26 protein-coding genes and 1 rRNA gene are annotated in these 25,171 nt (G+C 71.5%); 4 read left to right on the forward strand and 23 right to left on the reverse strand.

Going from position 1 to position 25,171, the window contains the following annotated elements:
- Positions 1-76 (reverse strand): 16S ribosomal RNA (locus F6W97_RS11905); the annotation flags it as partial.
- Between the two features lie 575 nt (positions 77-651).
- Positions 652-1,920, reverse strand: a complete 1,269-nt coding sequence (gene tyrS, locus F6W97_RS11910; protein ID WP_407924571.1) for a tyrosine--tRNA ligase — start codon at positions 1,918-1,920, stop codon at positions 652-654.
- A 140-nt stretch (positions 1,921-2,060) separates the two neighbouring features.
- On the opposite strand from tyrS, the gene F6W97_RS11915 reads away from it, so the two are divergent.
- Positions 2,061-2,711, forward strand: coding sequence for a hypothetical protein (locus F6W97_RS11915; protein ID WP_155370337.1), 651 nt, complete (start codon positions 2,061-2,063; stop codon positions 2,709-2,711).
- Positions 2,712-2,848: 137 nt separating this feature from the next.
- Here the strand turns inward: F6W97_RS11915 and F6W97_RS11920 are convergent, their stop codons facing one another.
- A complete protein-coding gene (locus F6W97_RS11920; RefSeq protein WP_155370338.1) occupies positions 2,849-3,550 on the reverse strand; it encodes a DNA-3-methyladenine glycosylase in 702 nt (233 codons plus the stop codon).
- Between the two features lie 6 nt (positions 3,551-3,556).
- On the opposite strand from F6W97_RS11920, the gene F6W97_RS11925 reads away from it, so the two are divergent.
- On the forward strand, positions 3,557-4,474 hold the full coding sequence (locus tag F6W97_RS11925) for a prenyltransferase/squalene oxidase repeat-containing protein (protein ID WP_155370339.1): 918 nt from the start codon (positions 3,557-3,559) through the stop codon (positions 4,472-4,474).
- A gap of 183 nt (positions 4,475-4,657) precedes the next feature.
- Here the strand turns inward: F6W97_RS11925 and argH are convergent, their stop codons facing one another.
- The 9 genes from argH to F6W97_RS11970 form a co-directional block, all read right to left on the reverse strand.
- Positions 4,658-6,070 (reverse strand): argininosuccinate lyase, encoded by a 1,413-nt coding sequence (argH, locus tag F6W97_RS11930; protein ID WP_155370340.1) that lies wholly within the window; start codon positions 6,068-6,070, stop codon positions 4,658-4,660.
- A gap of 109 nt (positions 6,071-6,179) precedes the next feature.
- A complete protein-coding gene (locus F6W97_RS11935; protein WP_155370341.1) occupies positions 6,180-6,713 on the reverse strand; it encodes an arginine repressor in 534 nt (177 codons plus the stop codon).
- Positions 6,714-6,756: 43 nt separating this feature from the next.
- Positions 6,757-7,683 carry an ornithine carbamoyltransferase gene (argF, locus tag F6W97_RS11940; protein WP_155370342.1) on the reverse strand — a complete coding sequence of 309 codons (927 nt, stop codon included), beginning with the start codon at positions 7,681-7,683 and terminating at the stop codon, positions 6,757-6,759.
- Entirely contained in the window at positions 7,680-8,957 is a 1,278-nt protein-coding gene (locus F6W97_RS11945; RefSeq protein WP_155370343.1) for an acetylornithine transaminase, read from the reverse strand. The genes argF and F6W97_RS11945 overlap by 4 nt, the downstream gene beginning before the upstream one ends.
- The gene (gene argB / locus F6W97_RS11950) at positions 8,954-9,838 is read right to left on the reverse strand and encodes an acetylglutamate kinase (RefSeq protein ID WP_155370344.1); all 885 of its coding nucleotides are present in this window, start codon (positions 9,836-9,838) and stop codon (positions 8,954-8,956) included. Before argB ends, F6W97_RS11945 begins: the two co-directional genes overlap by 4 nt.
- Positions 9,835-10,992, reverse strand: coding sequence for a bifunctional glutamate N-acetyltransferase/amino-acid acetyltransferase ArgJ (argJ, locus tag F6W97_RS11955; RefSeq protein ID WP_155370345.1), 1,158 nt, complete (start codon positions 10,990-10,992; stop codon positions 9,835-9,837). Before argJ ends, argB begins: the two co-directional genes overlap by 4 nt.
- 67 nt (positions 10,993-11,059) lie before the next feature.
- Positions 11,060-12,073 (reverse strand): N-acetyl-gamma-glutamyl-phosphate reductase, encoded by a 1,014-nt coding sequence (argC, locus tag F6W97_RS11960; protein WP_155370346.1) that lies wholly within the window; start codon positions 12,071-12,073, stop codon positions 11,060-11,062.
- A 69-nt stretch (positions 12,074-12,142) separates the two neighbouring features.
- Positions 12,143-12,394 carry a hypothetical protein gene (locus F6W97_RS11965; RefSeq protein WP_155370347.1) on the reverse strand — a complete coding sequence of 84 codons (252 nt, stop codon included), beginning with the start codon at positions 12,392-12,394 and terminating at the stop codon, positions 12,143-12,145.
- On the reverse strand, positions 12,391-13,071 hold the full coding sequence (locus tag F6W97_RS11970; protein WP_230686611.1) for a TNT domain-containing protein: 681 nt from the start codon (positions 13,069-13,071) through the stop codon (positions 12,391-12,393). Before F6W97_RS11970 ends, F6W97_RS11965 begins: the two co-directional genes overlap by 4 nt.
- 109 nt (positions 13,072-13,180) lie before the next feature.
- Here F6W97_RS11970 and F6W97_RS11975 point away from each other — a divergent pair, with 109 nt between their 5' ends.
- Both F6W97_RS11975 and F6W97_RS11980 read left to right on the forward strand, forming a co-directional pair.
- Positions 13,181-13,801, forward strand: coding sequence for an ArsR/SmtB family transcription factor (locus F6W97_RS11975; protein WP_155370349.1), 621 nt, complete (start codon positions 13,181-13,183; stop codon positions 13,799-13,801).
- Positions 13,798-15,066, forward strand: coding sequence for an MFS transporter (locus F6W97_RS11980; RefSeq protein ID WP_155370350.1), 1,269 nt, complete (start codon positions 13,798-13,800; stop codon positions 15,064-15,066). Before F6W97_RS11975 ends, F6W97_RS11980 begins: the two co-directional genes overlap by 4 nt.
- 178 nt (positions 15,067-15,244) lie before the next feature.
- Here the strand turns inward: F6W97_RS11980 and F6W97_RS11985 are convergent, their stop codons facing one another.
- From F6W97_RS11985 to F6W97_RS12035, 11 genes are all read right to left on the reverse strand, one after another.
- A complete protein-coding gene (locus tag F6W97_RS11985; protein WP_155370351.1) occupies positions 15,245-15,958 on the reverse strand; it encodes a pyrimidine reductase family protein in 714 nt (237 codons plus the stop codon).
- Between the two features lie 9 nt (positions 15,959-15,967).
- Positions 15,968-16,858: a dihydropteroate synthase gene (folP, locus tag F6W97_RS11990; protein WP_155370352.1), complete on the reverse strand. Its 891-nt coding sequence runs from the start codon at positions 16,856-16,858 to the stop codon at positions 15,968-15,970.
- Positions 16,858-19,338, reverse strand: a complete 2,481-nt coding sequence (gene pheT, locus F6W97_RS11995; RefSeq protein WP_155370353.1) for a phenylalanine--tRNA ligase subunit beta — start codon at positions 19,336-19,338, stop codon at positions 16,858-16,860. Before pheT ends, folP begins: the two co-directional genes overlap by 1 nt.
- Before the next feature lie 2 nt (positions 19,339-19,340).
- Positions 19,341-20,432 carry a phenylalanine--tRNA ligase subunit alpha gene (gene pheS / locus F6W97_RS12000; RefSeq protein ID WP_155370354.1) on the reverse strand — a complete coding sequence of 364 codons (1,092 nt, stop codon included), beginning with the start codon at positions 20,430-20,432 and terminating at the stop codon, positions 19,341-19,343.
- A gap of 337 nt (positions 20,433-20,769) precedes the next feature.
- Positions 20,770-21,579, reverse strand: a complete 810-nt coding sequence (locus F6W97_RS12005; protein WP_230686612.1) for a TrmH family RNA methyltransferase — start codon at positions 21,577-21,579, stop codon at positions 20,770-20,772.
- Between the two features lie 8 nt (positions 21,580-21,587).
- Positions 21,588-21,959: a 50S ribosomal protein L20 gene (gene rplT / locus F6W97_RS12010; protein ID WP_120320125.1), complete on the reverse strand. Its 372-nt coding sequence runs from the start codon at positions 21,957-21,959 to the stop codon at positions 21,588-21,590.
- A 40-nt stretch (positions 21,960-21,999) separates the two neighbouring features.
- On the reverse strand, positions 22,000-22,194 hold the full coding sequence (gene rpmI / locus F6W97_RS12015) for a 50S ribosomal protein L35 (RefSeq protein ID WP_120320124.1): 195 nt from the start codon (positions 22,192-22,194) through the stop codon (positions 22,000-22,002).
- Positions 22,195-22,266: 72 nt separating this feature from the next.
- Entirely contained in the window at positions 22,267-22,857 is a 591-nt protein-coding gene (infC, locus tag F6W97_RS12020; RefSeq protein ID WP_155370585.1) for a translation initiation factor IF-3, read from the reverse strand.
- A gap of 346 nt (positions 22,858-23,203) precedes the next feature.
- Positions 23,204-23,668: a PH domain-containing protein gene (locus F6W97_RS12025; RefSeq protein ID WP_155370355.1), complete on the reverse strand. Its 465-nt coding sequence runs from the start codon at positions 23,666-23,668 to the stop codon at positions 23,204-23,206.
- A 252-nt stretch (positions 23,669-23,920) separates the two neighbouring features.
- Positions 23,921-24,766: an ATP phosphoribosyltransferase gene (gene hisG, locus F6W97_RS12030; RefSeq protein ID WP_155370356.1), complete on the reverse strand. Its 846-nt coding sequence runs from the start codon at positions 24,764-24,766 to the stop codon at positions 23,921-23,923.
- A gap of 112 nt (positions 24,767-24,878) precedes the next feature.
- A complete protein-coding gene (locus F6W97_RS12035) occupies positions 24,879-25,142 on the reverse strand; it encodes a phosphoribosyl-ATP diphosphatase (protein WP_155370357.1) in 264 nt (87 codons plus the stop codon).
- Between the last annotated feature and the right edge of the window lie 29 nt (positions 25,143-25,171).

Here is a 25,171-nt window from a genome sequence, read left to right on the forward strand (position 1 = left end):
GGCCTTTCCGCTCGACTTGCATGTGTTAAGCACGCCGCCAGCGTTCGTCCTGAGCCAGGATCAAACTCTCCAAAAAGAATTCAAAAACCCGGCAAAAGATCAAACCCCGACAAATTAATGTCCGAATCCGAATCCATCACCAAAGCAACCACCCCGACACAAGCCGGGATGGCCAATAATTGGCACTTGGCTTAAATAGCACCCTGTTGAGTTCTCAAAGAACAAGCACACACCGCGACTTTCAGGTCTCCCTGTCCGTCTCCGGGGCAACTCATCCAGCCTACCCATCCGGCCGTTCCGTGTCAAATCCGAATTTTCGGATCTGTCCGGCTCGTCCGTTTGGACACCCCGAACACGCTGAACCGCTGAGGTCCGTACGAGGTCGAGGAGAACCAGCGACCCGGCCGACGGCTTCCTCCGAGAAGATTCTCGGCGAGCTCATCCGCCCGGCTCGTCACCGGCTCGATAACCATACCCGGTTGGTTTCGGCCGATCAAATCGGCCCCACCCGGTGCGCTCCGGCCTCTTTGCTCCGACCTTCTGGTCTCGGCTGTTTTGTCCGTTCCGCGCTGGCAGAGAGAACATTACGCGGGACGCGCCGCCGCCCGCAAATCGGGGGGACGCGTCCCGCGTCACATCATGGTCAACAGCCTATTTCCGCAGCTCAGCGCCTGCGATGGTCTTCTTGCCACGGCGCAGCACCAGGTACTTGCCGTGCAGCAGCAGGTCCGCGGACACCGGAGCGTCGGCGTCGGTCATGCGCTCGTTGTTGACGTACGCCCCGCCCTCGGCGACCGCACGGCGCGCCTCACCGAGGCTCGCCGCCAGGCCGGACTCCTTGAACAGCACCGCCACGCTCGGCAGCTCGTCGACCTCGACCAGGCCGGCCTCGGCCAGCGCCGAACGCAGCGTCGACGGCGCGAGGTCGGTCAGCGCGCCGCGGCCGAACAGTGCCTGCGAGGCCGTCATGACCTGCTCGCACTCATCCTTTCCGTGCAGCAGCGTGGTCAGCTCCTCGGCCAGCGCCTTCTGCCCGGCCCGCGCGAACGGCCGCTCCGCGGTCTCCCGCGCCAGCTCCTCGATCTCGGCGCGCGAGCGGAAACTGAACACCTTCAGGTAGTTCACGATGTCGGCGTCGGCCGCGTTGAACCAGAACTGGTAGAAGGCGTACGGGCTGGTCATCGCGGCGTCCATCCAGACCGACATGCCCTCGGCGCTCTTGCCGAACTTGGTGCCGTCCGCCCGCGTGATCAGCGGGGTGGTGAACGCGTGCACGCCGCGCACACCCTTGCGCCGGTTGAAGTCGACCCCGGCGATGATGTTGCCCCACTGGTCCGAGCCGCCGTGCTGCAGCGTCACACCGTGGCGCTGGTGCAGCTGGAAGAAGTCGTGCGACTGCAGGATCTGGTACGCGAACTCGGTGAAGCTGATGCCGCTCTCCAGCCGCGCCTTGACCACCTCGCGGGCCAGCATCTGGTTCACCGGGAAGTGCTTGCCGACGTCGCGCAGGAACTCGATCGCCGACAGCGGCGAGGTCCAGTCCAGGTTGTTGACCATGCGGGCCGCGTTGGCGCCTTCGAAGTCGAAGAACGGCTCGACCTGCCGGCGGATCTTGTCGACCCAGCCGGCGACGGTCTCCTCGGAGTTGAGCGAGCGCTCGCCCTCGGCCTTGGGGTCGCCGATCAGGCCGGTCGCGCCGCCCACCAGTAGGACCGGAATGTTCCCCGCCTGCTGGAGCCGGCGCGCGGTCAGCACCTGCACCAGGTTGCCGACCTGGAGGCTGGGCGCGGTCGGGTCGAACCCGACATAGAACGTCACCGGCCCCTCGGCCAGGTGCTTGCGCAGCTCGTCCAGGTCGGTGGAGTCCTGCAGCAGGCCACGCCACTGCAGATCTTCGAGGATGTCCGTCACGCCGTCGATTGTCGCGCACCGGGCAGACCGGCCGACAGCCGGTTTCCCTGCCGACGGCCCAGGCCTGTGGCGAACATGGCATGATCGCGCGGTTGCCGCGGTCGGGCCGCGGGCATAGCGCGGACATGGAACTGTCGTTTCTTCGCGCCATGTATGAAATCCCCGGTCCGTGGGCGTCGCTGTACATCGACGGGACCGATCACACCGAGGCGACCGCCGCGGCACTGAAGCTGCGCTGGCGGGCCGCCCGGGAGACGCTGCTGGAAGAGGGCATCGACGAGCCCACGCTGCTGGCGCTGGAAGGGGCCCTGGCCCAGTACCAGCGCCCGCGCGAGCGGCACGGCCTGGCCGTCTTCGCCGCGCAGGGCCGCGTGCACTACTCCGAGGCGATGCCGGAGCCGCTGTGCACCGACAGTGCCGAGATGGCCCCCCTGCCGCACGTGACACCGCTGCTGGCCAAGCGCGACGGCGAGCCGCTGCCCGACAGCGCCGCCGAGCCGGCCGCGTGCGGTGTCGCCGACACCCTGGCCGCGTTCGAGAACCGGCAGGTCGAGGCGTTGCTGCTGGATCCGACCGCGCTGGCCAAGGCCCGGGTGTGGATCGGCGACTCGCCCGCGGACCTGTCGGCGAGCGAGGAGCGGCTGCGGCAGCTGGGGGCTTCCCGCGCCCATCCGGTACGCGCCGAGGACGCGCTGGTCCGGGCCGCGGTGCTCAACGACGCCGAGCTGATCATCGTCAACGCGAGCGAGGTGCGGCTCGACGAAGGCGTCGGCGCGGTCCTCCGCCCCGAACCTGCGTAGATCCCGCCCGAACCTCGTCCCACCCCGACCTCCCGGTGCGCCACGCCCCGCCCGCCCCGCCCCGCCCCGCCCGTTCATAGACGCTGGCCTATTACGTCGAGTTTGATCTCGTTTCAGTCGACGTAATAGGCCAGCGTCTATGCCGTGGGGGGTGTGGCGCTCCGGCGGCGCGGCGTGTGGCGGCGGTACGGGCTCACGGACGGGTCGCCGTCGAGCCAGAAGCGCCACGGGCGGTCGTGCGCGGCGGCCACACCCACGCGCGGGCCGGATCGGATCGCCTCCGCCGGCACCCGGTCGGCCGACGGGAGCAGCCGCGCCGGGCCGGTGCCGTCGAGCAACGACGTGCGGTTGGCGGACCCGTCGATGCCCAGCGCCGTCGCCAGCCGCGCTGGCCCCCGGGCCAGCTCGCGGTCGGCGACGGGGCCGCGGCGCTCGCGCGCCAGGTCCACTCCCCCGACGACCGCGCCCGCGCGCAGCAGCACCGCCGCGGCCTCACCCTCGCGGCCCGCGGTCACGTTCAGGCACCAGTGCATGCCGAAGACGAAGTACACGTAGAGCACACCCGCCGGCCCGAACATCACCGAGCTGCGCGCGGTGGGTCCCCGGTGGCTGTGCGAGGCGGGATCCTCACCGACGCCCGCGTACGCCTCGACCTCGGTGATCCTGATCCGGACCCCGTTGGCTTCGAGCCCCCAGCCCAGCAGGCCGCGCGCGATGTCGGTGACGTGCGAGGCGGGGGCGTCGAGCAGCGAGTAGTCGGGTGCGTCGTCCACGTCACCAGGGAACGCCGCCTTCGGCCCGAATGCAAAATCCTTGCTGTCGTACCCGTACGCGAACATCGGCGGATGTCGACTGTCTTCACGCGGGCAGCGCAGTTCGTGTACGAGCAGGGACGGCCGCTGGACCGGGCCCGGCTGCGCTTTCATTTCGAGTCCGGTTCGGCGCGGGCGGTGCTCGACGAGCTGGTGTCGTACCAGAACGACGACGGCGGGTTCGGGCACGCGCTGGAGCCGGATCTGCGTACCCCCGTGTCTTCGGCGGTGGCGACCTGGTGCGCGTGCACGGTGCTGCACGAGATCCGTGCGGGCGTCGAGGAGCCGCTGGTGCGCCGGGCTGTCGGCTATCTGCTGGACACCTATGACGCCGCGGGGCGGCGCTGGTGGATCGTGCCGCCGGAGACGGAGGACTCCCCCCGCGCTCCGTGGTGGACGTATGCGGACATCGGGAGCACGTTCGGCGACTGCGTGCTCAACCCGACGGCGGGGCTGGCCGGGGCGCTGTGGGAGTACCGGGAGCTGGTGCCGCCCGCGCTGCTGGGCGAGCTGACCGAGACGGTGCTGACGCGGCTGGAGGGCCGGGCCGAGGGGGCCGGTGGCCTGGACCGCGGCGACCTGACCGCAGCGGAGCTGTTCGTCCAGGCCCGGAACCTGCCGGAAGCGGCCCGGCTGCGGGCGGTCGCCGCGATGCGGCGCGCCGCGGCCAGGCTCGTGGAGAACCGGCCCGAGGCGTGGACGGAGTACCTGCTGCAGCCGCTGGACGTGGCGCAGACGCCCGACTCGCCGCTGTCGGCGGCGGTGGATCCCGCGTCGATCGAGGCGAATCTCGACTATGTGCTGAGCAAGCAGCTTCCGGACGGGTCGTGGCCGCTGACCTGGAGCTGGGCGGAGGTCGACGCGCAGGCCTGGCCGCTGGCCGAGCGGGCTGCCAAGGGCCTGGTCGCCGTCGAGCGATTGCGGACCCTACGCGCATACGGCCGCATCTGACCCGCCCCGCGCGGCAGTCGGGCGCCCGCCTGGACCGGCCCACGGGTCAAGATCGGCGTTTGCGGTCATGATCTGCGGTAGGAGCACAGATCATGACCGCAAACAGCGATCTTGGACCGGTAAGCGAGACCGGTAAGCGAGACCGGCAAGAGACCGGCAAGTGAGACCGATCGGTGAGACCGGTCAGCGAGGGACGACGGACTCGTCGGCCCAGGCGTGCCAGGTCTTGAGCTGCTCGACGACCGAGGCGAGCTGGTCGGCGACGGGGCCGGGGCCGGTCGAGCCGGGTGTGATGCGGGCGGCCAGGGCCGACTTCACGGTGAGCACGTCGCGGACCGACGGGTCCAGGTGTTCGCTGACCGTGGTGAGGTCGGTGTCGCTGACCTCGTGCAGTTCGCATTCGCGCACCGAGCACAGGGCCACCAGCTGCCCGGTGATCTCGTGCGCGTCGCGGAACGGCACGCCCTTGCGGACCAGCCAGTCCGCCACCTCGGTGGCCAGCGAGAAGCCGACCGGCGCGGACGCGGCGAGGCGGTCCACCCGTACCGTCATGGTGGAGATCATCCCGGCGAGCGCGGGCAGCACGAGGCTGAGCGTGTCGACGGCGTCGAAGACGGGCTCCTTGTCCTCCTGCATGTCGCGGTCGTACGTCAGCGGCAGGCCCTTGAGCATGGTCAGCACGTTGACCAGCCCGCCGATGAGGCGGCCGGCCTTGCCCCGGGCCAGCTCGGCGATGTCGGCGTTCTTCTTCTGCGGCATGATCGACGAGCCGGTGGCGAAGGCGTCGTCCAGCTCGACCCAGCCGAACTCGTACGACGTCCACAGCACCACCTCCTCGCCCAGCCGGGACAGGTGCACGCCGAGCAGCGCGGTGATGAACAGGAACTCCGCGACGAAGTCGCGGTCGCTGACGGCGTCCATGGAGTTCGCGAACGAGGTGCGGAAGCCCAGCTCCTTGGAGACGGCGCCGGGGTCGAGCGGCAGGCCGGAGCCGGCCAGCGCGCCCGCTCCGAGCGGGCTGACCGAGGTGCGCTCGTCCCAGTCGCGCAGCCGGTCCAGGTCGCGCAGCAGCGGCTGCACGTGGGCCAGCAGCCAGTGGCCGAAGGTGACTGGCTGGGCGTGCTGCACGTGGGTCATGCCGGGGGCGGGCGTGTCCACGTGGCGGCCGGCCTGCTCGGTGAGCGCGTCGGCCAGCTCGGCGATGCGGGTGGCCAGGTCACGGGCGTGGTCGCGCAGGTAGAGCCGGAGGTCGGTGGCGACCTGGTCGTTGCGGGAGCGGCCGGCGCGTAGCTTGCCGCCGAGCGCGCCGAGGCGCTCCAGCAGGCCGCGTTCGAGGGCGGTGTGCACGTCCTCGTCCTCGATGGTGGGCCGGAACGTGCCGGTCGCCACCGCGGCGTCGAGGTCGTCGAGGGCGGCCAGCATCTTCCCGAGCTCTTCCGGGTCGAGCAGGCCGGCCGCGGCGAGCACGCGGGCGTGGGCGCGCGAGGCGGCGAGGTCGTACGGCGCGAGCCGCCAGTCGAAGTGCACGCTGACCGACAGCCGTGCCAGCGCCTCGGCGGGTCCGTCCGCGAACCGCCCTCCCCAGAGCCGGGTCATCTCTGTTCCGTCCTTCGTCTCAATTGGTTGATCATGAAGTTGTGGCCATGACACGCCGTCGAACCGTGCCATAAGTTCATGATCAACGGGGTCAAGCGCGCGGGGGTGGTCAGGTGAGGTCTTCTTCTATGACGACCAGGTCGTCGGGGGTGTTGTCGAGGCCGGCCCAGGTGGCGAACTTGGCGGCTAGGGCTTCGCCGCCGGCGGGGTCGCGGGCGACGACGAAGATGGTGTCGTCGCCGGCGATGGTTCCCACGAGGTCAGGTAGGCCGCTGCGGTCGATGGCGCTGGCCAGGTAGTGGGCCGCGCCGGGCGGGGTGCGCAGGACGGCGAGGTTGCCGCTGTGGTCGGTGCCGTTGAGGACCTCGCGGAGCAGGCGGATCAGGCGGGCGGGGCCGATCGCGGCCGGGCGCAGGGCCGGGTGGCCGTCCTCGGGGATCAGGTAGACGGCGGGGGCGCCGTCGCGGCCGCGTACCTTGACCGCGCCCAGCTCCTCCAGGTCACGGGAGAGGGTCGCCTGGGTCACCTGCACGCCGTCCGCCGCGAGCAGCTCGGCGAGCTGGGTCTGCGACGTCACGGCGCCGCTGCGGATCAGCTCCTCGATCCGGGCGTGCCGGGCCGTGCGGGTCATCGGTGCGGTCATGCGGTCACCTCGCATCGCTTCGCTGCGTGCCGAGCACCGTCGGTCATACCTGCTCCATGAGGAATGTCAGCAGCGCCTTCTGCGCGTGCAGCCTGTTCTCAGCCTGGTCGAAAACTGCGCTCGCCGCACCGTCCATCACCTCATCCGTGATCTCCTCGCCGCGGTGGGCAGGCAGGCAGTGCAGCACGATCGCATTCGGGTCGGCGTGGGCGAGCAGCGCGGCATTGATCTGGTACGGCAGGAACGGGGTGATCCGGTCCAGCCCGTCGCCCTCGTGTCCCATCGAGGTCCAGGTGTCCGTGGCGATCACGTCCGCCCCGGAGACGGCGTCCTTGGCCTCGATGTACTCGGTGACCGAACCACCGGTGCGGGCCGCGACCTCGGCGGCCTGGGCCAGGATCGCCCGGTCGGGGGTGAAGCCGAACGGCCCCGCGATGCGCACGTGCATGCCCGCCACGGCCCCGCCGAGCAGGTACGAGTGCGCCATGTTGTTGGCCGCGTCGCCGACGTAGGTCAGCGTGCGGCCCTGCGTGTGCCCGAGCCGCTGCCGGACGGTCTGCAGGTCGGCCAGCACCTGGCAGGGGTGGAAGTGGTTGGTCAGCGCGTTGATCACCGGCACGGTCGCGGCCGCAGCCAGCTCCTCGATCCGGGTGTCCTCGAAGGTCCGGATCACGATCGCGTCGACATAGCGGGACAGCACCTTGGCCGCGTCCGACATGGTCTCGCCCCGGCCGAAGTGCGTGTTCGTGGCGTCGATGAGGACCGCGTGCGCGCCGAGTTCGGAGATGCCGACCTCGAACGACACCCGGGTGCGCAGCGACGGCTTCTCGAACAGCACCGCGATCGACTTGCCGTCGAGGGCCTCGCGGTGCCCGCGCCGGTTCTCGGCGTACTCCTGGGCGAGGGTGAGGACCTGGTCCTGCTCGGCCGAGGTCAGGTCGTCGTCGCGCAGGAAATGCCGCCGGGTCATGCTGAAGCTCCGGTCTCGGTGGGGGAACCCGCCTGCGCGACGATCGCGGACTGCGCGGGCGGGGCGGGGGTCACGGGCTGGGGCGCGGCGAGGTCGAGGGCCGCGCCGAGCGCGGCCAGGAACGCGTCGGCCTGGGCACTGGTGAGGATCAGCGGCGGGGCCAGCCGGATCACGTCGGGCTGGGCTGCGTTGACGATGAAACCGGCGTCCAGCAGCGCCTTCTGCAGGGCCGGGGCGACCGGGGCGGTGAGCACGATACCGAGCAGCAGGCCGGCTCCGCGTACGCCGTCGACCAGTGGGTGGCCCAGCGCCTCGACGCCGCGGCGGATCCGCTCGCCGATCCGCTTGACGTGGTCGAGCAGCCCGTCGGCGGCGATGGTGCGCAGCACCGCGAGAGCCGCGGCGCAGGCCACGGGGTTGCCGCCGAAGGTGGTGCCGTGCTGGCCCGGAGTGAACAGCGCCGCCGCGCCGCCGGGGTGGCGCTGGGCGAACGCGCCGTCGGCGAACGCGATGGTCGCACCGATGGGCAGGCCGCCGCCGAGTCCCTTGGCCAGGGTGATCACGTCGGGCGCGACGCCTTCGGCCTGGTGGGCGAACCAGTGGCCGGTGCGGCCGACGCCGGTCTGCACCTCGTCGAGCACCAGCAGCGCGCCGTGCCGGGCGGTGATCTCCCGGGCCGCGGCCAGGAAGCCGGGCGGAGGAACCACGACGCCCGCCTCGCCCATGATCGGCTCCAGGATCACCATGGCGGTCCGGTCGCTGACGGCGGCGGCCAGGGCGGCGGTGTCGCCGTACGGGATGTGCGTGACGTCGCCAGGCAGCGGCCGGAACGGGTCGGCCTTGGCAGGCTGGCCGGTCAGCGCCAGCGCGCCCATGGTGCGGCCGTGGAACGCCTGCTCGCAGGCGACGACGTGGGTACGCCCGGTGCGCCGGGCGAGTTTGAACGCGGCCTCGTTGGCCTCCGCGCCCGAGTTGGCGAAGAACACCCTGCCGGGGCGGCCGGTCAGCGCGAGCAGCAGCTCGGCCAGCGCGACCGGCGGCTCGGCGACGAACAGGTTCGACACGTGCCCGAGCTGGGAGATCTGCTTGGTGACCGCGGCGACGACGGCCGGGTGGCCGTGGCCGAGCGCGTTGACCGCGATCCCGGACAGCAGGTCGACGTACGAGCGGCCCGCCTCGTCCACCACGACCGAACCCGCGCCGCTGACCAGTGCCAGCGGCGGGGTGCCGTAGTTGTCCATCAGCGACTGCTGCCACCGCTGCGTCAAGGTCATGACAGAGGCCCGTCTGAATCATCGGGGACGACCATCGTGCCGAACCCCTCGTCGGTGAAGATCTCGAGCAGGGTGGAGTGCGGGACCCGGCCGTCGACGACGACCGCGGACGGCACCCCGCCCCGGACGGCGCGCAGGCAGGCTTCCATCTTGGGCACCATGCCGGCCGACAGCGTCGGCAGCAGCGCGTCCAGCTCCTTGGCCGTCATCCTGGAGATGAGGCTGTCGGTGTCGGGCCAGTTGGCGTACACGCCGGGCACGTCGGTCAGCACGATCAGTTTGCGCGCGCCGAGCGCGATGGCGAGGGCCGCGGCGGCGGTGTCGGCGTTGAGGTTGTGCGGCACGCCGTGCACGTCGGGGGCGACCGTGGACACCACCGGGATGTGCCCGGCCGCGAGCAGGCCGTCGATCAGCGCGGTGTCGACGTCGAGCACGTCGCCGACCTGCCCGAGGTCGACCTGCTCGCCGTCGACGACGGCCCCGCGGCGGACGGCGGTGAACAGGCCCGCGTCGTCGCCGGACAGCCCGACCGCGTGCGTACCGTGCCCGTTGATCTCGGTGACCAGGTCCTTGCCGACCGACAGCAGCACCATGCGCACCACGCTCATCGCGTCGGCGGTGGTGACCCGCAGCCCGCCCTTGAACTCCGAGGCGATGCCCATCCGGTCCAGCATCGCCGAGATCTGCGGGCCGCCGCCGTGCACCACGACCGGGCGCAGCCCGACGGCGCGCAGGTACGCCATGTCGGCCGCGAACGACGCGCGCAGCTCAGGCGTGGTCATCGCATGGCCGCCGTACTTGACCACGATCGTCTCGCCCTGCAGCCTCGTCAGCCACGGCAGCGTCGCGACCAGCGCGGCGGCCTTCTCCTGCGGACTCATGACGAGTACGCCGAGTTCTCGTGCACGTACGCGTGGGACAGGTCGTTGGTCCACACGGTGGCGCTGTGGTCGCCGGCGTTGAGGTCCACGATGATGTGCACCTTGACCCCGGACAGGTCCACCTTGCTGCGGTCCTCGGCGGCGGCGCCGGCCCGGCAGATCCACACGTCGTTGATGGCGACGTCCAGCTCGTCGGCCTCGAACACAGCGTCGGTGCAGCCGACCGCGGCCAGGATGCGGCCCCAGTTCGGGTCCTTGCCGAACAGCGCCGTCTTGACCAGGTTGTTGCGGGCGATCTCCCGACCGACGATCACCGCGTCCTCCTCGGAGTCGGCGTTGACGACCTCGATGGCGACCTGCTTGGTGTGCCCCTCGGCGTCGGCCAGCAACTGCTGGGCAAGGTCGTGGCAGGCCCGGGTGACGGCGGCGGTCAGCTCCTCCTGCGTCGGCTCGACGCCGGACGCGCCGGAGGCCAGCAGCAGCACCGTGTCGTTGGTCGACATGCAGCCGTCGGAGTCGATCCGGTCGAAGGTGAGCCGGCACGCCTCCCGCAGCGCCTCGTCGAGGGCGTCGCCGCCGGCCATCGCGTCGGTGGTGAGCACGCACAGCATCGTGGCCAGCGACGGGGCCAGCATGCCCGCGCCCTTGGCCATGCCGCCGACGGTCCAGCCGTCGCCGGTCGCGACCTCGACCACCTTGGCCCGGGTGTCGGTGGTCATGATGGCCTCCGCCGCGGCGAAGCCGCCCGCCTTGGCCAGTGCCTTGGTCGCGCCGTCGACGCCGGCCAGCAGTTTGGGCATCGGCAGCCGCTCGCCGATCAGCCCGGTCGAGCAGACCGCGACCTGGCCCGCGCCCATGCCGCCCAGCCGGGAGGCCACGTACTCGGCGGTGGAGTGGGTGTCCTGGAAGCCGCCCGGACCGGTGCAGGCGTTCGCGCCGCCGGAGTTGAGCACCACGACCTTGACCGCACGGCCCTTGATCACCTGCTGCGACCAGAGCACCGGGGCGGCCTTGACCCGGTTGGCGGTGAACACGCCGGCGGCGGTGGCGTCGGGGCCGTCGTTGACGACCAGTGCCAGGTCCAGCGCGCCGGTGCTCTTCAGCCCTGCGGCGACACCTGCGGCCCGGAAACCCTTGGGGGAGGTGACCGTCATGCCGGCACCCCGCTTCGCTCGCCGTCGGCATGGGCGCTGAGGGCCATGGTTCGCTCGCTACGCTCGCTCACGGTGCGACTCCGAAGACAGACAGGCCGGAGGTCTCCGGCAGGTCGAACATGATGTTGGCGCACTGCACGGCCTGCGCCGCGGCGCCCTTGCCGAGGTTGTCGATCGCGCTGACCACGATGATCCGGCCGCTGTCGACATCCACGGTGGCCTGCAGGTGTGCCGCAGCCGAACCCAGCGTGGCGGCCGTGTGCGGCCACGCTCCCTCGGGCAGCAGGTGCACCAGCGGCTCGTCGCCGTACGCGTCGGCGAGCACAGCCCGCACCACGCCCGCGGTGATGTCGCAGTTGGTGGGCTTGGCGGTGACCGTGGCCAGGATGCCGCGCGGCATCGGCGCGAGCACCGGGGTGAACGACAGGCTCGCCGCGCCGGTGGCCTGCTTGATCTCCGGCACGTGCTGGTGCGCGCCCACCTTGTACGGGCTGAGGTCCCCCATCACCTCGCTGCCCAGCAGGTGCACTTTGGCCGACTTGCCCGCGCCGGAGGTGCCGGAGGCGGCGACCACGACCACGTCGTCGGGCTCGGCCAGGCCGCTGTGCAGCAGCGGCGCGAGCGCGAGCGTGGTGGCGACGGCGTAGCAGCCGGTGGCGGCGACCCGGGACGAAGCGGCGATCAGCTCGCGCTGGCCGGGCAGCTCGGGCAGGCCGTAGGTCCACGCCCCGGCGTGCTCGCCGCCGTAGTAGCGGGTCCACGCCGCGGCGTCGTGCAGCCGGTGGTCCGCGCCCAGGTCGACGACCTTCGCCGCGGTGGGCAGGCCCGCTGCGACCGCGCCGGACTCGCCGTGCGGCAGGGCCAGGAAGACCAGGTCCGCGTCGGCGAAGACCTCGGGCGTAGTCTCGGCGAGGGTCAGGTCCAGTCCGGTGAGGTGCGGATGCACCGCCGCGACGGGCTTGCCGGCCTGGCTGTGGGCTGTGGCTGCGACGAGTTCGAACTCGGGGTGCCCGGCGATGAGGCGTAGCAGCTCGCCGCCTGCGTACCCGCTGGCCCCGGCGATGCCGATCCGGATTCCCATACCTACCTCCGCATAAACATTCGCCATGAGCATACGACCCGGTGCATGTTCATGCAAATGAGGCCCGCGTCACTCATCGGGGAAACCCGTGATCACCTCGTAGAACCGGGTGCACGCGGAGGACTCGCTGCGGAAGGCCTCGCGCACCTCGTACACCCCGCGCTCGTAGGAGCCGATCTCCCAGCGGTCCCCCGCCGGGCGCAGGAACCAGAAGTCGGTGGGGATCGGCACGTGCTCGTGCACGCCCGGCACCTGGAAGGACTCCGGCGGCTGCCCCGCTTCGAGCAGCGCGGTGACGAGCACGTGCCGATCCGGGATCACCCGCGCACCGCCGGCATCTCCTCGACCAGGTAGCCGTGGTCCAGCAGCCAGGTCACGCTCAGCTGCGTGCCCGCCTCGGGCAGGTAGGAAGACATCAGCTTGTACTGCATACCCAGGCCGGGCTGGCCGAACCAGGGGGCGGTCATGCCCGCGTCCACGGTGAACCCCTTGGCCACGCAGTACACGTGATAGTTGGCCTGCGGCGCGCCCTGCGGGGTGTTCAGGTTCTGCGGCGGCAGCGCCCGGTCGGCGTACGGCGTGCGCACCGGGGCCAGGAAGGAGCCGCCCGCGAAGCCGAAGCGGTCGAGCCGGGCGCCCACGGTGAGCTCCAGCGGGTTGCGGTCGACCATGTCGCCGTGGCTCATGAAGCCGTCGTTGGGCGGGTAGACCCAGCTCGCGCCGTCGCGGAACTGCGCTACGAAGTCGGCCTCGGGCAGCGCGCCGAAGCGCTGATAGCCGTGCAGCAGCGGGCCGACCACGCCGGAGCGCGGCAGCGGCTTCGGGCCGAGCTCCGGGCGGGCCGGGTCGAAGAAGACCTGGGTGGCCGGAGCGATCGCGGGCGTGCCGGGACGGCATTCGCCGCGCCCGTAGCCGAGAGTGGCCGACGCTTCGACGGCTGGGGCGAGCGGGACGAGCATCGCCGCGGCGAGCGCGGCGACCAGGAGACGGATTTTCACAAAACCCCCGTTAGTGAACCAATAGGCGTGATCACTAACGGGCGGGAGGGCGTCGGGGTTGCTCTCGGCGTACTCCCCAAGAAACGTTTGGTGGTCTACACTCCCCAACATGTCTTTGGGAGATGAGCGCCCGGCGCCGCAGCGCGGCCGCACGGTCACCGGCGACCTGCGCGCCCTGGCCCACCCGATCCGGCTGCGCATCCTGTCGCTGCTCACCGGCGCGGAGATGAACGCCGCCGAGGTAGCCCGCGAGCTCGGCATCACCCACGCCAACGCCAGCTACCACCTGCGCCTGCTGCTCAACGCCGACTCGATCGAGGTCGCCGGGGAGGAGAAGATCCGCGGCGGGCAGGCCAAGCGCTACCGGTACGACGTCAACAAGGCGTTCGCCCCGCCCGGCGACCGGCCGCACCCGCGGGCCGACGAGGTCCAGATCGTGTACGCCGCACTCGCCGCCGAACTCCAGCGGCGCGCCCGCGCGATCGTCACCGGCCCCGACTCCGTCGGCACCCTCACCGACGCCGAACTCTGGGTCGACCTCGACGAGTGGAAGGGCATCCGCGACCGGATCGCCGAGGCCAGCGAGCACATGCACCGGATCGCCCAGCGCCCGCACACCCCCGGCACGGTGCGTGTCAGCGCCACCATCGCCCTGTTCCGTCTGCAGGACGAGGCCCGCTCCACGAGCGGACCCCTCACCCCCGCCCCGCACCCCCAGGAGACGGCATGACCACCTTCCGCGACTCGCTCGCGCCGCTGCGCCACGCCCCGTTCCGCCACCTGGTCACCGGGCGGGTCGTCAGCCTGCTCGGCAACGCCGTGGCGCCCATCGCGCTGGCCTTCGCCGTGCTCGACCTGACCCGCTCCCCTGTCGCCCTGGGCCTGGTCGTCGGAGCCCGGTCGCTGACCAACGTGCTGTTCGTGCTCTTCGGCGGCGTGCTCGCCGACCGGCTCCCCCGGCACCTGGTCATGGTCGGATCCGGCGTGCTGGCCGCGCTCACCCAGGCCGCCGTCGCCGCGCTGGTGCTCACCGGCACCGCGACCATCCCCCTGCTCATCGGGCTCAGCGCCGTCAACGGCATGGTCAGCGCCATCGCCATGCCCGCGACCGCCGCCCTGGTGCCGCAGACCGTGCCCGCCCACCTGCTCACCCCCGCCAACGCCCTCAACCGGCTCGGCGGCAACACCGCCATGATCGCGGGAGCGTCGCTGGGCGGCGTGCTCGTCGCCGCCGTCGGCCCCGGCTGGGGCCTGGCCGCCGACGCCGCCACCTTCGCGCTGAGCGCGCTCGCCTTCGCGCTGGTCCGCGTGCCCGACGTGCGCGACCGCGGCACGCCGCGCGACAGCACGCTGCACGAGCTGCGCGTGGGCTGGACCGAGTTCGTCTCGCGCAGCTGGGTCTGGTCGGTGGTGCTCGCGTTCATGTTCATCAACGCGGCGCACTCCGGCGGTATGAACGTGCTCGGTCCCACCGTCGCCGACGCCACCATCGGCCGTTCCGGCTGGGGCACCGTGCTGGCCGTGCACACCGCCGGCATGGTCGCCGGGGCCGTGCTGGCGCTGCGGCTGCGCCTGCGCCGGCCGCTGCTGGTCGGCTGCGTCAGCATGCTCGGCTTCGTGGTGCCGATGGTCGCCCTGGCCGAACTGCCCTACCTGCCGGTGCTGATGGCCGCCGGGTTCCTCGCCGGGGTCGCCGCCGAGCAGTTCGCCATCGCCTGGGACTCCTCGCTGCAGCGGCACGTGCCCGCCGACCGGCTCGCCCGGGTGTACTCGTACGACATGCTCGGCTCGTTCCTGGCCATCCCGGTCGGGCAGGTCGCCGCGGGTCCGCTGGCCGCGTGGATCGGCACCCGCAACGCGCTGCTGTGCGCGGCGGCGGTGATGGTGCTCGCGGTGGCCGGCATGCTCACCAACCGCGGCGTACGCCACCTGCGCGCCGACACCCCGGTCACGCCGGCCGCCGTGGCCCGCGAACCCGCCCCGGTCGCCGCCTGACCCGACCCGCCCGGCCCATGCGCGGCGCGTGCCACGCGCGCGGCGCAAGATCCGCCGAGTTGCCTGGCAGGTGGGCGAATGCGGGCTCAAGATACGCACAGATGCCAGGCAAGTCCGGCGATCTTGGACCGCCCGCCCGCCCGGAGCGGCGAGTGGCGCTCGACGCGGCGGATCGAGGTCAGCGCGTACGGGTGTGGCGGAGGAAGAGGTGGGTGCCGTCCGTGAGGACGTGGGCGGGATGCATGCGGCGGGGGGCCGCGGGCGGCCCGGAGACGATGCGGACGGAACCCGGGCCGGCCAGGGTCGGGCTTACGGTGAGGCAGAGTTCGTCGACGAGGTCGGCGGTGACCAGGCTGCCGAGCAGGTGCGGGCCGCCCTCGCAGAGGATCTGGGGCAGGCCGCGGGCGGCCAGTTCGGCCACCATGACCGCGGGGTCGACCGAGGAGTCGCCGCAGTCGATCACCTCGGCGGCGTCGGGGTAGGCGTGCGGCGCGGAGGTGTACGTGATGACGATCGGCCGGGCGGGCGGGTCGGCGAAGAACTTCTCCGGGATGTCGCCGCCGCGGGTCACCACGGCGAACCGCGGGTGCGGGGTGAGCCCGTGCGCCACCCGCCAGGCCTGGGCCGCGTCGTCGAGCAGGGTCGCGCCGTACCCCTCGGCCCGGATCGTGCCCGCGCCGACCACGACCACGTCGGCTTGCATCCGCAGCCGCTTCATCAGGTCCTGGTCGGCGGGGCTGCCCAGCGACCCGGAGCGGCCCTCCAGGGTCGCCGCCCCGTCCAGCGAGGTGATCATGTTGGCCCGCAGCAGCGTGCCGTTCCCGCGCGGATACGCGGCGAGCAGCTCGTCGTCGGACAGCTCACCGGCGGGTTCGGGCGACAGCCTGCGCATACGCTGACCTCACATGTTGTGCACGGTGTAGGCGGGCTGGCGCCAGCCCAGGATCGCCTCGGTCATGCGGACCGCGTCGACGGACTCGCGCACGTTGTGCATGCGCACGATCCTGGCCCCGAGCATGATCGAGGCCACCGCGGCGGCGAGGCTGCCGGACAGCCGCTGTCCCTGCGGGCGGTCCAGCGTCTCGCCGACGAAGTCCTTGTTGGACACCGCGGCCAGCATCGGGTACCCGACCGCGGCGATCTCCGGCAGCCGCCGGGTCAGTTCCAGGGTGTGGAACGTGTTCTTGTTCAGGTCGTGACCGGGGTCGATGACGATCTGCTCCGGGCGTACGCCCCGCTCCAGCGCGACCGCGACCCGTGACCGCAGGAAGTCCGCGATCTCGCCCGCCACGTCGGCGTACTGCGGGCGCGGGAAGTGCGTGCGCGGCTTCGCCCGGCTGTGCGTGACGATCAGCTGGGTGTGCGGGTGCGACGCGACCAGGTCGGCCAGCGCGAGGTCGTGCAGGCCGGTGGTGTCGTTGACGACGTGCGCCCCCGCGTCCAGGCACGCCCGCGCGACGTCGGCCCGGAACGTGTCCACGCTGATCACCAGGTGCGGGTGCCGCTCGACGGTGGCCAGCACCACCGGCAGCACCCGCTCCAGCTCGACCTCGGCGGGCACGTCGCCGCCCTCGGGCGAGAACTTCACCCCGCCGATGTCGACCCAGTCCGCGCCGGCGGCGGCCGCGGCATCGACTGCCGCGACCGCCGCGTCCAGCGCGTAGGTTGCCCCCTTGTCGTAGAACGAGTCGGGGGTCCGGTTCACCACCGCCATCACCGCGACCTGGCGGTCGAAGTCGAACTCGCGTCCGGCGATGACCCGCTTCGCAGCGGCGATGTCGGGGACGAACATCAGGCGCCGCGCAGGACCGCGCCGAAACGCTGCGCCGTGACGGCCACCGCCGCGTCCCGGGCCGCGACCGCCTCCTCGACGGTCAGGGTCCGGTCCGGCGCGCGGAACGTCAGCTTGTACGCCAGCGAGCGCTGACCAGCCCCGAGCTGCTCGGACGTGTACACGTCGAACAGCCGCACCGACTCCAGCAGCGGACCGGCCCCCTCTGCCAGGGCCGCCTCGACCTGCGCCGCGGGCACCTCCGACGCGAGCACCAGGGCCACGTCGATCAGCGCGGGCGGGAACGTCGAGAACACCGGCGGCGGGGTCGGCCCCGGCAGCGGGACCGCGTCCAGGTTCAGCTCCATCGCGCAGGTGCGCTTGGGCAGGTCCAGGGCGGCGCACACGGCCGGGTGCAGCTCGCCCGCGTACCCGACGACGACACCGTCGACGGAGATCGCGGCGCACCGCCCCGGGTGCCAGGGCGCCTGCTGGACGGCGGCGACGCCGACCGACGCGTCCGGCACGGCCGAGGCGGCCAGCACGTCACGCGCGGCCTGCACCGCGTCCGACCAGGACGCCGCCCGGCCCGGACCCCACCAGCCGGAGCGCTCGAACTCCCCGGCCAGCACCACGGCCACCTGCCACGGCTGCGCGGGGACGGAGGCGTTCGCCTTCTCCCACAGTGCCGGGTCGGGACGGCCCGCCACACCCATCACCGGCGGCACACCGGCCGACAGGTCGGGCAGGAACACCAGGCCCTGCTCGAACAGCGCGACGTCGCGCTGGCCGCGGCCGACGTTGCGCTTGAGCGCCGTCAGCAGCGGCGGCAGCAGGCTCGTCCGCATCAGCGGTTCCTCGTCGGACAGCGGGTTGGCCAGCCGCACCGCGTCGGTGGGCAGCCCGAGCACGGCCAGCGCGTTCGCGGACACGAACGGGTACGACAGCACCTCGACGTAACCCTGCTCGGCCAGGGCCCGGCCCACCGAGCGCTTACGGCGCTGCGACGGGGTCAGGCCCTTGCCGGGCGGGGCGATCGGCAGCACGCTGGGCACGTTCTCGAAGCCGTCCAGCCGGACGACCTCCTCGACGAGGTCCGCGGGCTGGCGCAGGTCGGGCCGCCAGGACGGGGTGATCACGTCGACCCGGTCGTCGTACACGGCCGTGTCGCAGCCCACCTCGGTGAGCAGGTCGCCGATGCGGTCGACGGAGTAGTCCACGCCGATCAGCCGGCCGGGCTCGGTCGCCGCCATCGAGATCATGGTCGGGTCTCCGGGGTGGTTCAGATCGAGGATCTGCTCGCCCGCCGTGCCGCCGCCGTGCTCGACCAGCAACTGCACCGCGCGCTCGATCGCGACCAGGCACAGCTGCCGGTCGACGCCGCGCTCCCAGCGCTTGGCTGCCTCGCTGAACAGCTTGTGCCGCCGCGCCGTGCGCCCGACCATCGTCGGGTCCCAGTGCGCCGCCTCGAACAGCACGTTCGTCGTGCCGTCGACGACCTCGGAGGTCTGCCCGCCCATCACGGCGGCCAGCGAGATCGGCCCGGTGTCGTCGCAGATCACCATGTCCTCGGCGGACAGCACCCGGGCCTGCCCGTCGAGGGTGGTCAGCTTCTCCCCCTCGGCCGCCCGGCGCACCACGAGCCCGCCGGTGATCCGGTCGGCGTCGAAGGCGTGCATCGGCTGACCGAGTTCGAGCATCACGTAGTTGGTGATGTCGATGGCCAGACCGAGCGTACGCACACCCGCGGTGAGCAGGCGCTTGGCCATCCAGTCCGGGGTCGGCGCGGACGGGTCGACCCCGCGCACCAGCCGGGCCGCGAACCGGTCGCAGCCCACCGTGTCCTGGATCGTCACCGGCCAGGCCGGGTCCGCGGTGCCGCCGGGGGCGGGCACGAGACCGGGGTCGGTGAACCGGGCCTTGAACGCGTGCGCCAGCTCGCGCGACAGGCCGCGCACCGACATCTGGTATCCGCGGTCGGGCGTGACGGTGACGTGCACCTCGATGTCGTCGAGGCCGACCACCGGGCGCGCGTCGTCGCCCGGCTGCGCCTGCACCGACTCGGGCAGCACGATGATGCCGTCGTGGTCGCCGGACAGGCCCAGCTCCGCCGCGGAGCAGATCATGCCGTGCGAGTTGCGGCCGTACGTCTTGCGCGCGCCGATGGCGAAGCCGCCGGGCAGCACGCCGCCGGGCAGGATCACCACGACCCGGTCGCCCTCGGCGAAGTTGCGGGCGCCGCAGACGATCTCCTGCGGCGCGCCGCTGCCGTTGGCCTGGCCCACGTCCACGGTGCAGAAGCGGATCGGCTTCTTGAACTCGGTCAGCTCCTCGATGGTCAGCACCTTGCCGACCACCAGCGCGCCCTGCACCGAGTGGCGCTGGTCCGCGATCTCCTCCACCTCGATGCCGAGGTTGTTCAGCGCGAGGTCGAGATCGGCCTCGGTGAGGTCCGCGGGCAGCTCGACATGCTCACGCAGCCATGACAGTCCAACCTTCATGGTCAGTGCACCTCCATGCCGAACGCGCGGGTGAACCGCACATCGCCTTCGATCATTTCCCGCATGTCGCTCAGTCCGTTGCGGAACATCAGGGTCCGCTCGATGCCCATGCCGAACGCGAAGCCGGAGTAGACCTCCGGGTCGATGCCGCAGGCCCGCAGCACGTTCGGGTTGACCATCCCGCAGCCGCCCCACTCGACCCACTGCGGGCCGTCGCGGTGCTCGGCGAACCACACGTCGAACTCGGCCGACGGCTCGGTGAACGGGAAGTAGTGCGGCCGCCAGCGGGTGCGCGCGTCCGGACCGAACATCGCACGGGCGAAGTGGTCCAGCGTGCCCTTGAGGTGCGCCATGGTGATGCCCTTGTCCACCACCAGGCCCTCGACCTGGTGGAAGACCGGCGAGTGGGTCGCGTCGAGCTCGTCGGTGCGGTACACCTTGCCCGGCACCACCACGTAGATCGGCGGCTTGCGGCTGAGCATGGTGCGGGCCTGCACCGGCGAGGTGTGCGTACGCAGCACCAGGCCCGACTCGGTGGCCCCGGTCGCCGACTCGGCGGCCTTCACCCAGAACGTGTCCATCAGGCCGCGGGCCGGGTGGTCGGGCGAGATGTTGAGCGCGTCGAAGTTCGCCCACTCCAGCTCGACCTCGGGGCCCTCGGCGATCTCGTAGCCCATGCCGACGAACAGGTCGCCGACCCGCTCCATCAGCGTGGTGAGCGGGTGGCGGGCGCCGCGGGGGCGGCGGTCCCAGGGCAGGGTGACGTCGACGGCCTCGGTCTCCAGCACGCGCTGGGCCTGCTCGGCCTCCAGGATCACGTGGCGCGCGTCGTAGGCGGCCTGGATCGCGGTGCGGGCCTCGTTGACGCGCTTGCCCGCCTCGGACTTCGCGGCCGGCGGCAGCGCGCCGATCTCGCGGCGGGCCAGCGACACCGCCGAGCGGTCGCCCAGGTGCGCCGCCTTCTGCACAGCGAGTGCGTCAAGGTCGGCGGCGTCCGCGAAGGCCTTGCCCGCCGCGGCGACGGCGTCGTCGAGGGCGGCCGGATCGAGCATCGCGGCCTGCTTGGGGTCGTACGGATCGTGACGGTATGTCATCAGAACTCCAGATCGGCAACCGGATCAGTCTAGGCGTAGGGCCAGGACGGGCACGCGCGGCTTCGCCGCCGCCCACCGGTGCGACCTGAGAGGAAGAGCTGAGCGCAGTCAGTTCCGCCGCCCGCCACCGGCGGGCTGGCTAAAGGAACGGCGCTTCATGACTCGCTCACCTCTCGGACGGGTTCTCGCCCTGGAGCATACCGCCCGCGCTCGCGCGCTCGCGCCCCCGTTTGCCATAGACGTTGGCCTATCTAGATGAGTTTGATCGCAGGTTTTTCATCCAGATAGGCCAACGTCTACGTAAGGCGGGGTGGGGCGGCAGGCCGGAGCGCGGGCGTCAGCGCTGGGCGCGGGCGGAGGCGTAGAGGCAGACCGCGGCGGCGGCGGCGAGGTTGAGGCTCTCGGCGCGGCCGTGGATGGGTACCCGGACGGCGGCGTCGGCGGCGTCGCGCAGGTCGTCGGGCAGGCCGTGCGCCTCGGAGCCGAACAGCCACGCGGTGGGCCGGGCCAGGGAGCCGTCGTCGGCGAGGTCGTCGAGGTCGGTCGCGCCGTAACCGGAGGTGGCCAGGGTGCGCAGGCCCGCGTCGCGCAGGGCGGACAGGGTCGCCGCGGCGTCGGGGGCGCGGACCACGTCGAGGTGGAACAGGCTGCCGGCGGAGGCGCGTACACACTTGGGGTTGAAGGGGTCCACGGCGTCGCCGGCGAAGATCACGGCGGTGGCGCCCGCGGCGTCGGCGGTGCGCAGCACCGTGCCGGCGTTGCCGGGGTCGCGGATCTCGACGGCCACCGCGACCAGCCGGGGCGCACGGGCCAGGGCCGCTTCCAGCGGCACGTCGAGCAGGTCGCAGACGGCGATCACGCCCTGCGGGGTGACCGTGTCGGCAAGTGACTGCATGGCCTCGTCGGTGACCACGGAGAAGTTGGCGCCGCGCAGCAGCGTGCGGTGGCGCGCCTGGCCGTCCTCGGTCACGAAGATCTCGCGTACCGCGTCGGCGGCCAGGGCCTCGCGGACCGCCTGCGGGCCCTCGGCCAGGAAGCGCCCGGCCTTCTCCCGGTCCCGGCGGCGGTGCAGCTTGACAGCGGCAACGACCCGGGGAGTCCGCTGCGTGAACAGCGGGTCCCCGGGTCGATGGAAGTGCTGCGTCACCGACGGGCTCAGGCGGCCTGAGCCTCGGCGACGGCCTTCTTGGCCACCGCGACGATGCCGGCGAACGCGGCCTCGTCGTTGACGGCCAGGTCGGCCAGGATCTTGCGGTCCACCTCGACACCCGCGAGCTTGAGGCCCTGGATGAGGCGGTTGTACGTCATGCCGTTGGCACGAGCGCCCGCGTTGATGCGGGTGATCCACAGCTGCCGGAAGTCGCCCTTGCGGTCCTTGCGGTCCCGGTAGGCGTACTGCATCGAGTGGAGGATCTGCTCCTTCGCCTTGCGGTACAGGCGGGAGCGCTGGCCGCGGTAACCGCTGGCGGCCTCGAGCAGGGTACGGCGCTTCTTCTGGGCGTTGACCGCCCGCTTGACGCGTGCCATATCAGCTTCTCCTTAAAGGTTTCCGTCTAAAAGGCGCGCGTCAGCGGCCGAGCATCTTCTTGATGCGCTTCTCGTCGGCCTTGGCCACCGGGACCGTGCCGCTCAGGCTACGGGTCTCCTTGGAGGACTTGACCTCCAGGCGGTGGCGCAGACCGGTCTGCTCGCGCATGATCTTGCCAGAGCCGGTCACCTTGACCCGCTTGGCCATGCCGCTGTGCTTCTTCATCTTCGGCATAGGAAGTTCTCCCCTGTTGCAGAATCTCGCCGCACAGCGGGGGCTGTGCGGCAGGTGCCCAATCGAGCGTCGTCAGGCCTGTGCCGAGGACTCGGCCACGGCCCCTTCGGCCAGGGCCTCGTCGCCTTCCGCACCGGTGCCCTCGTCACCCTTGCGGGCCGCGAGCTTCGCGCTGCGGTGCGGCGCAAGCACCATGATCATGTTTCGCCCGTCCTGCTTCGCCGACGACTCGACAAAACCGACCTCGGCGACCTCTTCCTCCAGCTTGCGCAGGAGGCGGAAGCCAAGCTCCGGGCGGCTCTGCTCGCGACCGCGGAACATGATCGTCACCTTGACTTTGTCCCCGGCCTTGAGGAACCGCACGACGTGACCCTTCTTGGTCTCGTAGTCGTGCGAGTCGATCTTCGGCCGGAGCTTCATCTCCTTGATGACCGTCTGCTGCTGGTTACGCCGGGCTTCCCTGGCCTTGAGCGCGCTCTCGTACTTGAACTTGCCGAAGTCCATGAGCTTGCAGACCGGCGGGCGTGCCATGGGCGCAACCTCGACCAGATCCAGATCGACATCGGCGGCCAACTGCAGGGCGCGCTCCAGCGGGACGATGCCCACCTGCTCGCCCTCGGGGCCGACCAGTCGGACCTCACGTGCCCTGATCTGATCGTTGATGCGTGGCTCGACGCTGATGTGGCCTCCCTCAATCGTGTTCCGCACCGCCGGATTTCGCGGCGATGCGCTTGGCGTCTGACCGAAAGCAGAAGGCCCAGGCGACAGCCTGGGCCCGCTCGACCGGTCTGGGTGCACGCCAAGTGCACGACCTGAGATCAGGACAGGAAAGTCCCTCACCAGGTGACCGGACCCGAATCGCTCGATGGCGAACGGGTGGGAGCAGGCGCTCCGCTTGCCTCCGGGCTGCCGGACCAAGCACAGGGCATGATCGCGGGCAACCGGAAAGGTCGACTTGCAAAGATTACCACAACCCGGGATTGCATCTCCGGGACGGTGCGGCTATGGCTCAGCTCACGGCCGGTGCGGGCTGCTCGGCACGGGCGGCCGCGCGCAGCGCGCGCAGGGCCTGGACGGCCTCCAGGGCGTACGCCCGGTCCACCGCCTGCACCGCGAGCACCGACACCGTGTCGTCGTTCTCCAGCTCCAGGCTCATCCAGGGCTGGTTGCGCTCGATGTTGACGGCGCGCACGGCACCCCAGGGCAGCTCGTACCCGCCGATGATGTTGCGGACCCGTACGCCGTCTGCGTCGGCGTCTACCCGCGGGCGGGCCACGGCCATGATGCCCAGGGCGAAGACGACGCCGAGGCCGATCATCGCGAACTGGTCGCCCTTGCGGAACACGCCCTCGCCGACCTCGGTCAGCGCGGTGCCGATCACGGTGAAGAGCACCAGCACCGCGACCGCGGCGACGATGCACACCTTCCGGGTGCGCTGGGGCCGGAAACTGACGCGCTGTCCCTCACTGCTCACCCGGCCGAGTCTGCCACGCGCCCGGCCGGCCGGTGCCACCGCCACGGTTTTCCATAGACGTTGGCCTATCTGGTCGAGTTTTCGAGATCAAACTCGGTCAGATAGGCCAACGTCTATTCGGGACGGGCGACGCGGACGGGGTAGCCCGGGTCACGGCGGTGAACGGCGTGAGCCGGTGGCGTGCCGGCGTGAGCCGGTGGCGTGCCGGCGTGAGCCGGTGGCGTGCCGGCGTGAGCCGGTGGCGTGCCGGCGTTACAGGCGGCAGGCGTGGATGTCGGTGACCAGGATGGCGCGGGCGCCGAGGTCGTACAGCTCGTCCATGATCCGGTGCACCTCGGTGCGCATGACCATGGCCTGGACGGCGACCCAGCCCTCCCGGTGCAGCGGCGACACCGTCGGCGACTCGATGCCCGGGGTCAGCGCCACCGCGCCCTCCAGCCGGTCGGCGCGTACGTCGTAGGCGAGCATCACGTACCGGCGGGCCACCAGCACGCCCTGCAGCCGGCGCAGCAGCTGGCTGACCGCGCCGTTGCGCTCGCCCTCGGGCCGGCCGACCAGCACCGCCTCGGAGACCAGGATCGGCTCGCCGACCGGGACCAGCCCGGCCTGGCGCAGGGTGCCGCCGGTGGCGACGACGTCGGCGATCACGTCGGCGACGCCGAGGCGCACCGCGTTCTCCACCGCGCCGTCGAGCTTGACCACGTCGGCCTTGATCTCGTGGTCGGCGAGGAAACGCTCGACGACCCCCGGGTACGCGGTGGCGACCCGGCGACCGGCGAGGTCGGCCAGGTCGCGGACGGTCTCCGGAGGAGCCGCGAAGCGGAACGTGGCCGGCGCGAAGCCCAGCGGCAGCAGCTCGCTGACCGGGGCGCCGGAGTCGACCAGCAGGTCCTGGCCGGTGATGCCCAGGTCGAGGTCGCCGGAGCCGACGTACACGGCGATGTCGCGGGGCCGCAGGTAGAAGAACTCGACGCCGTTGTCGGCGTCCACGCAGACCAGGTCGCGGTCGTCGCCGCGCTGGCGGTAGCCCGCCTCCCGCAGCATGTCGGAGGCAGGTTTGGACAGGGTGCCCTTGTTGGGCACGGCAATGCGAAGCATCTCTCGACTCGTCTCTGTGATCAAGGCTAGTTGATCATGAAGTTGTGGCGGCGACACACCGTCGAGCCGTGCCACAAGTTCATGATCAACCCGGGAGGAAGACCGGGCGGGATCACAGATGTCGGTAGACGTCCTTGAGGGTGAGGTTTGAGGCGAGCATCAGGACCTGGGTCTGGTAGAGGAGCTGGGAGATCTCTTCTGCGGCCCGCTCGGGGCCCTCATGCTCGGCGGCCATCCACGACTCCGCCGCTTCCTCGACCACCTTCTTGCCGACCGCGTGCACCCCGGCGGTGACCGCCTTGACGGTGCCGGAGGCCGGGTCACCCGCGGCCACCTTGGCCTGCAGCTCCTCGAACAGCTCCTCGAACGTCTTCACGGGAGCCATTCTGCCCGATCCCGATCACA

It is taken from the genome of Catellatospora vulcania, assembly GCF_009720385.1.
GTDB classification, from domain to species: Bacteria; Actinomycetota; Actinomycetes; order Mycobacteriales; family Micromonosporaceae; genus Catellatospora; species Catellatospora vulcania.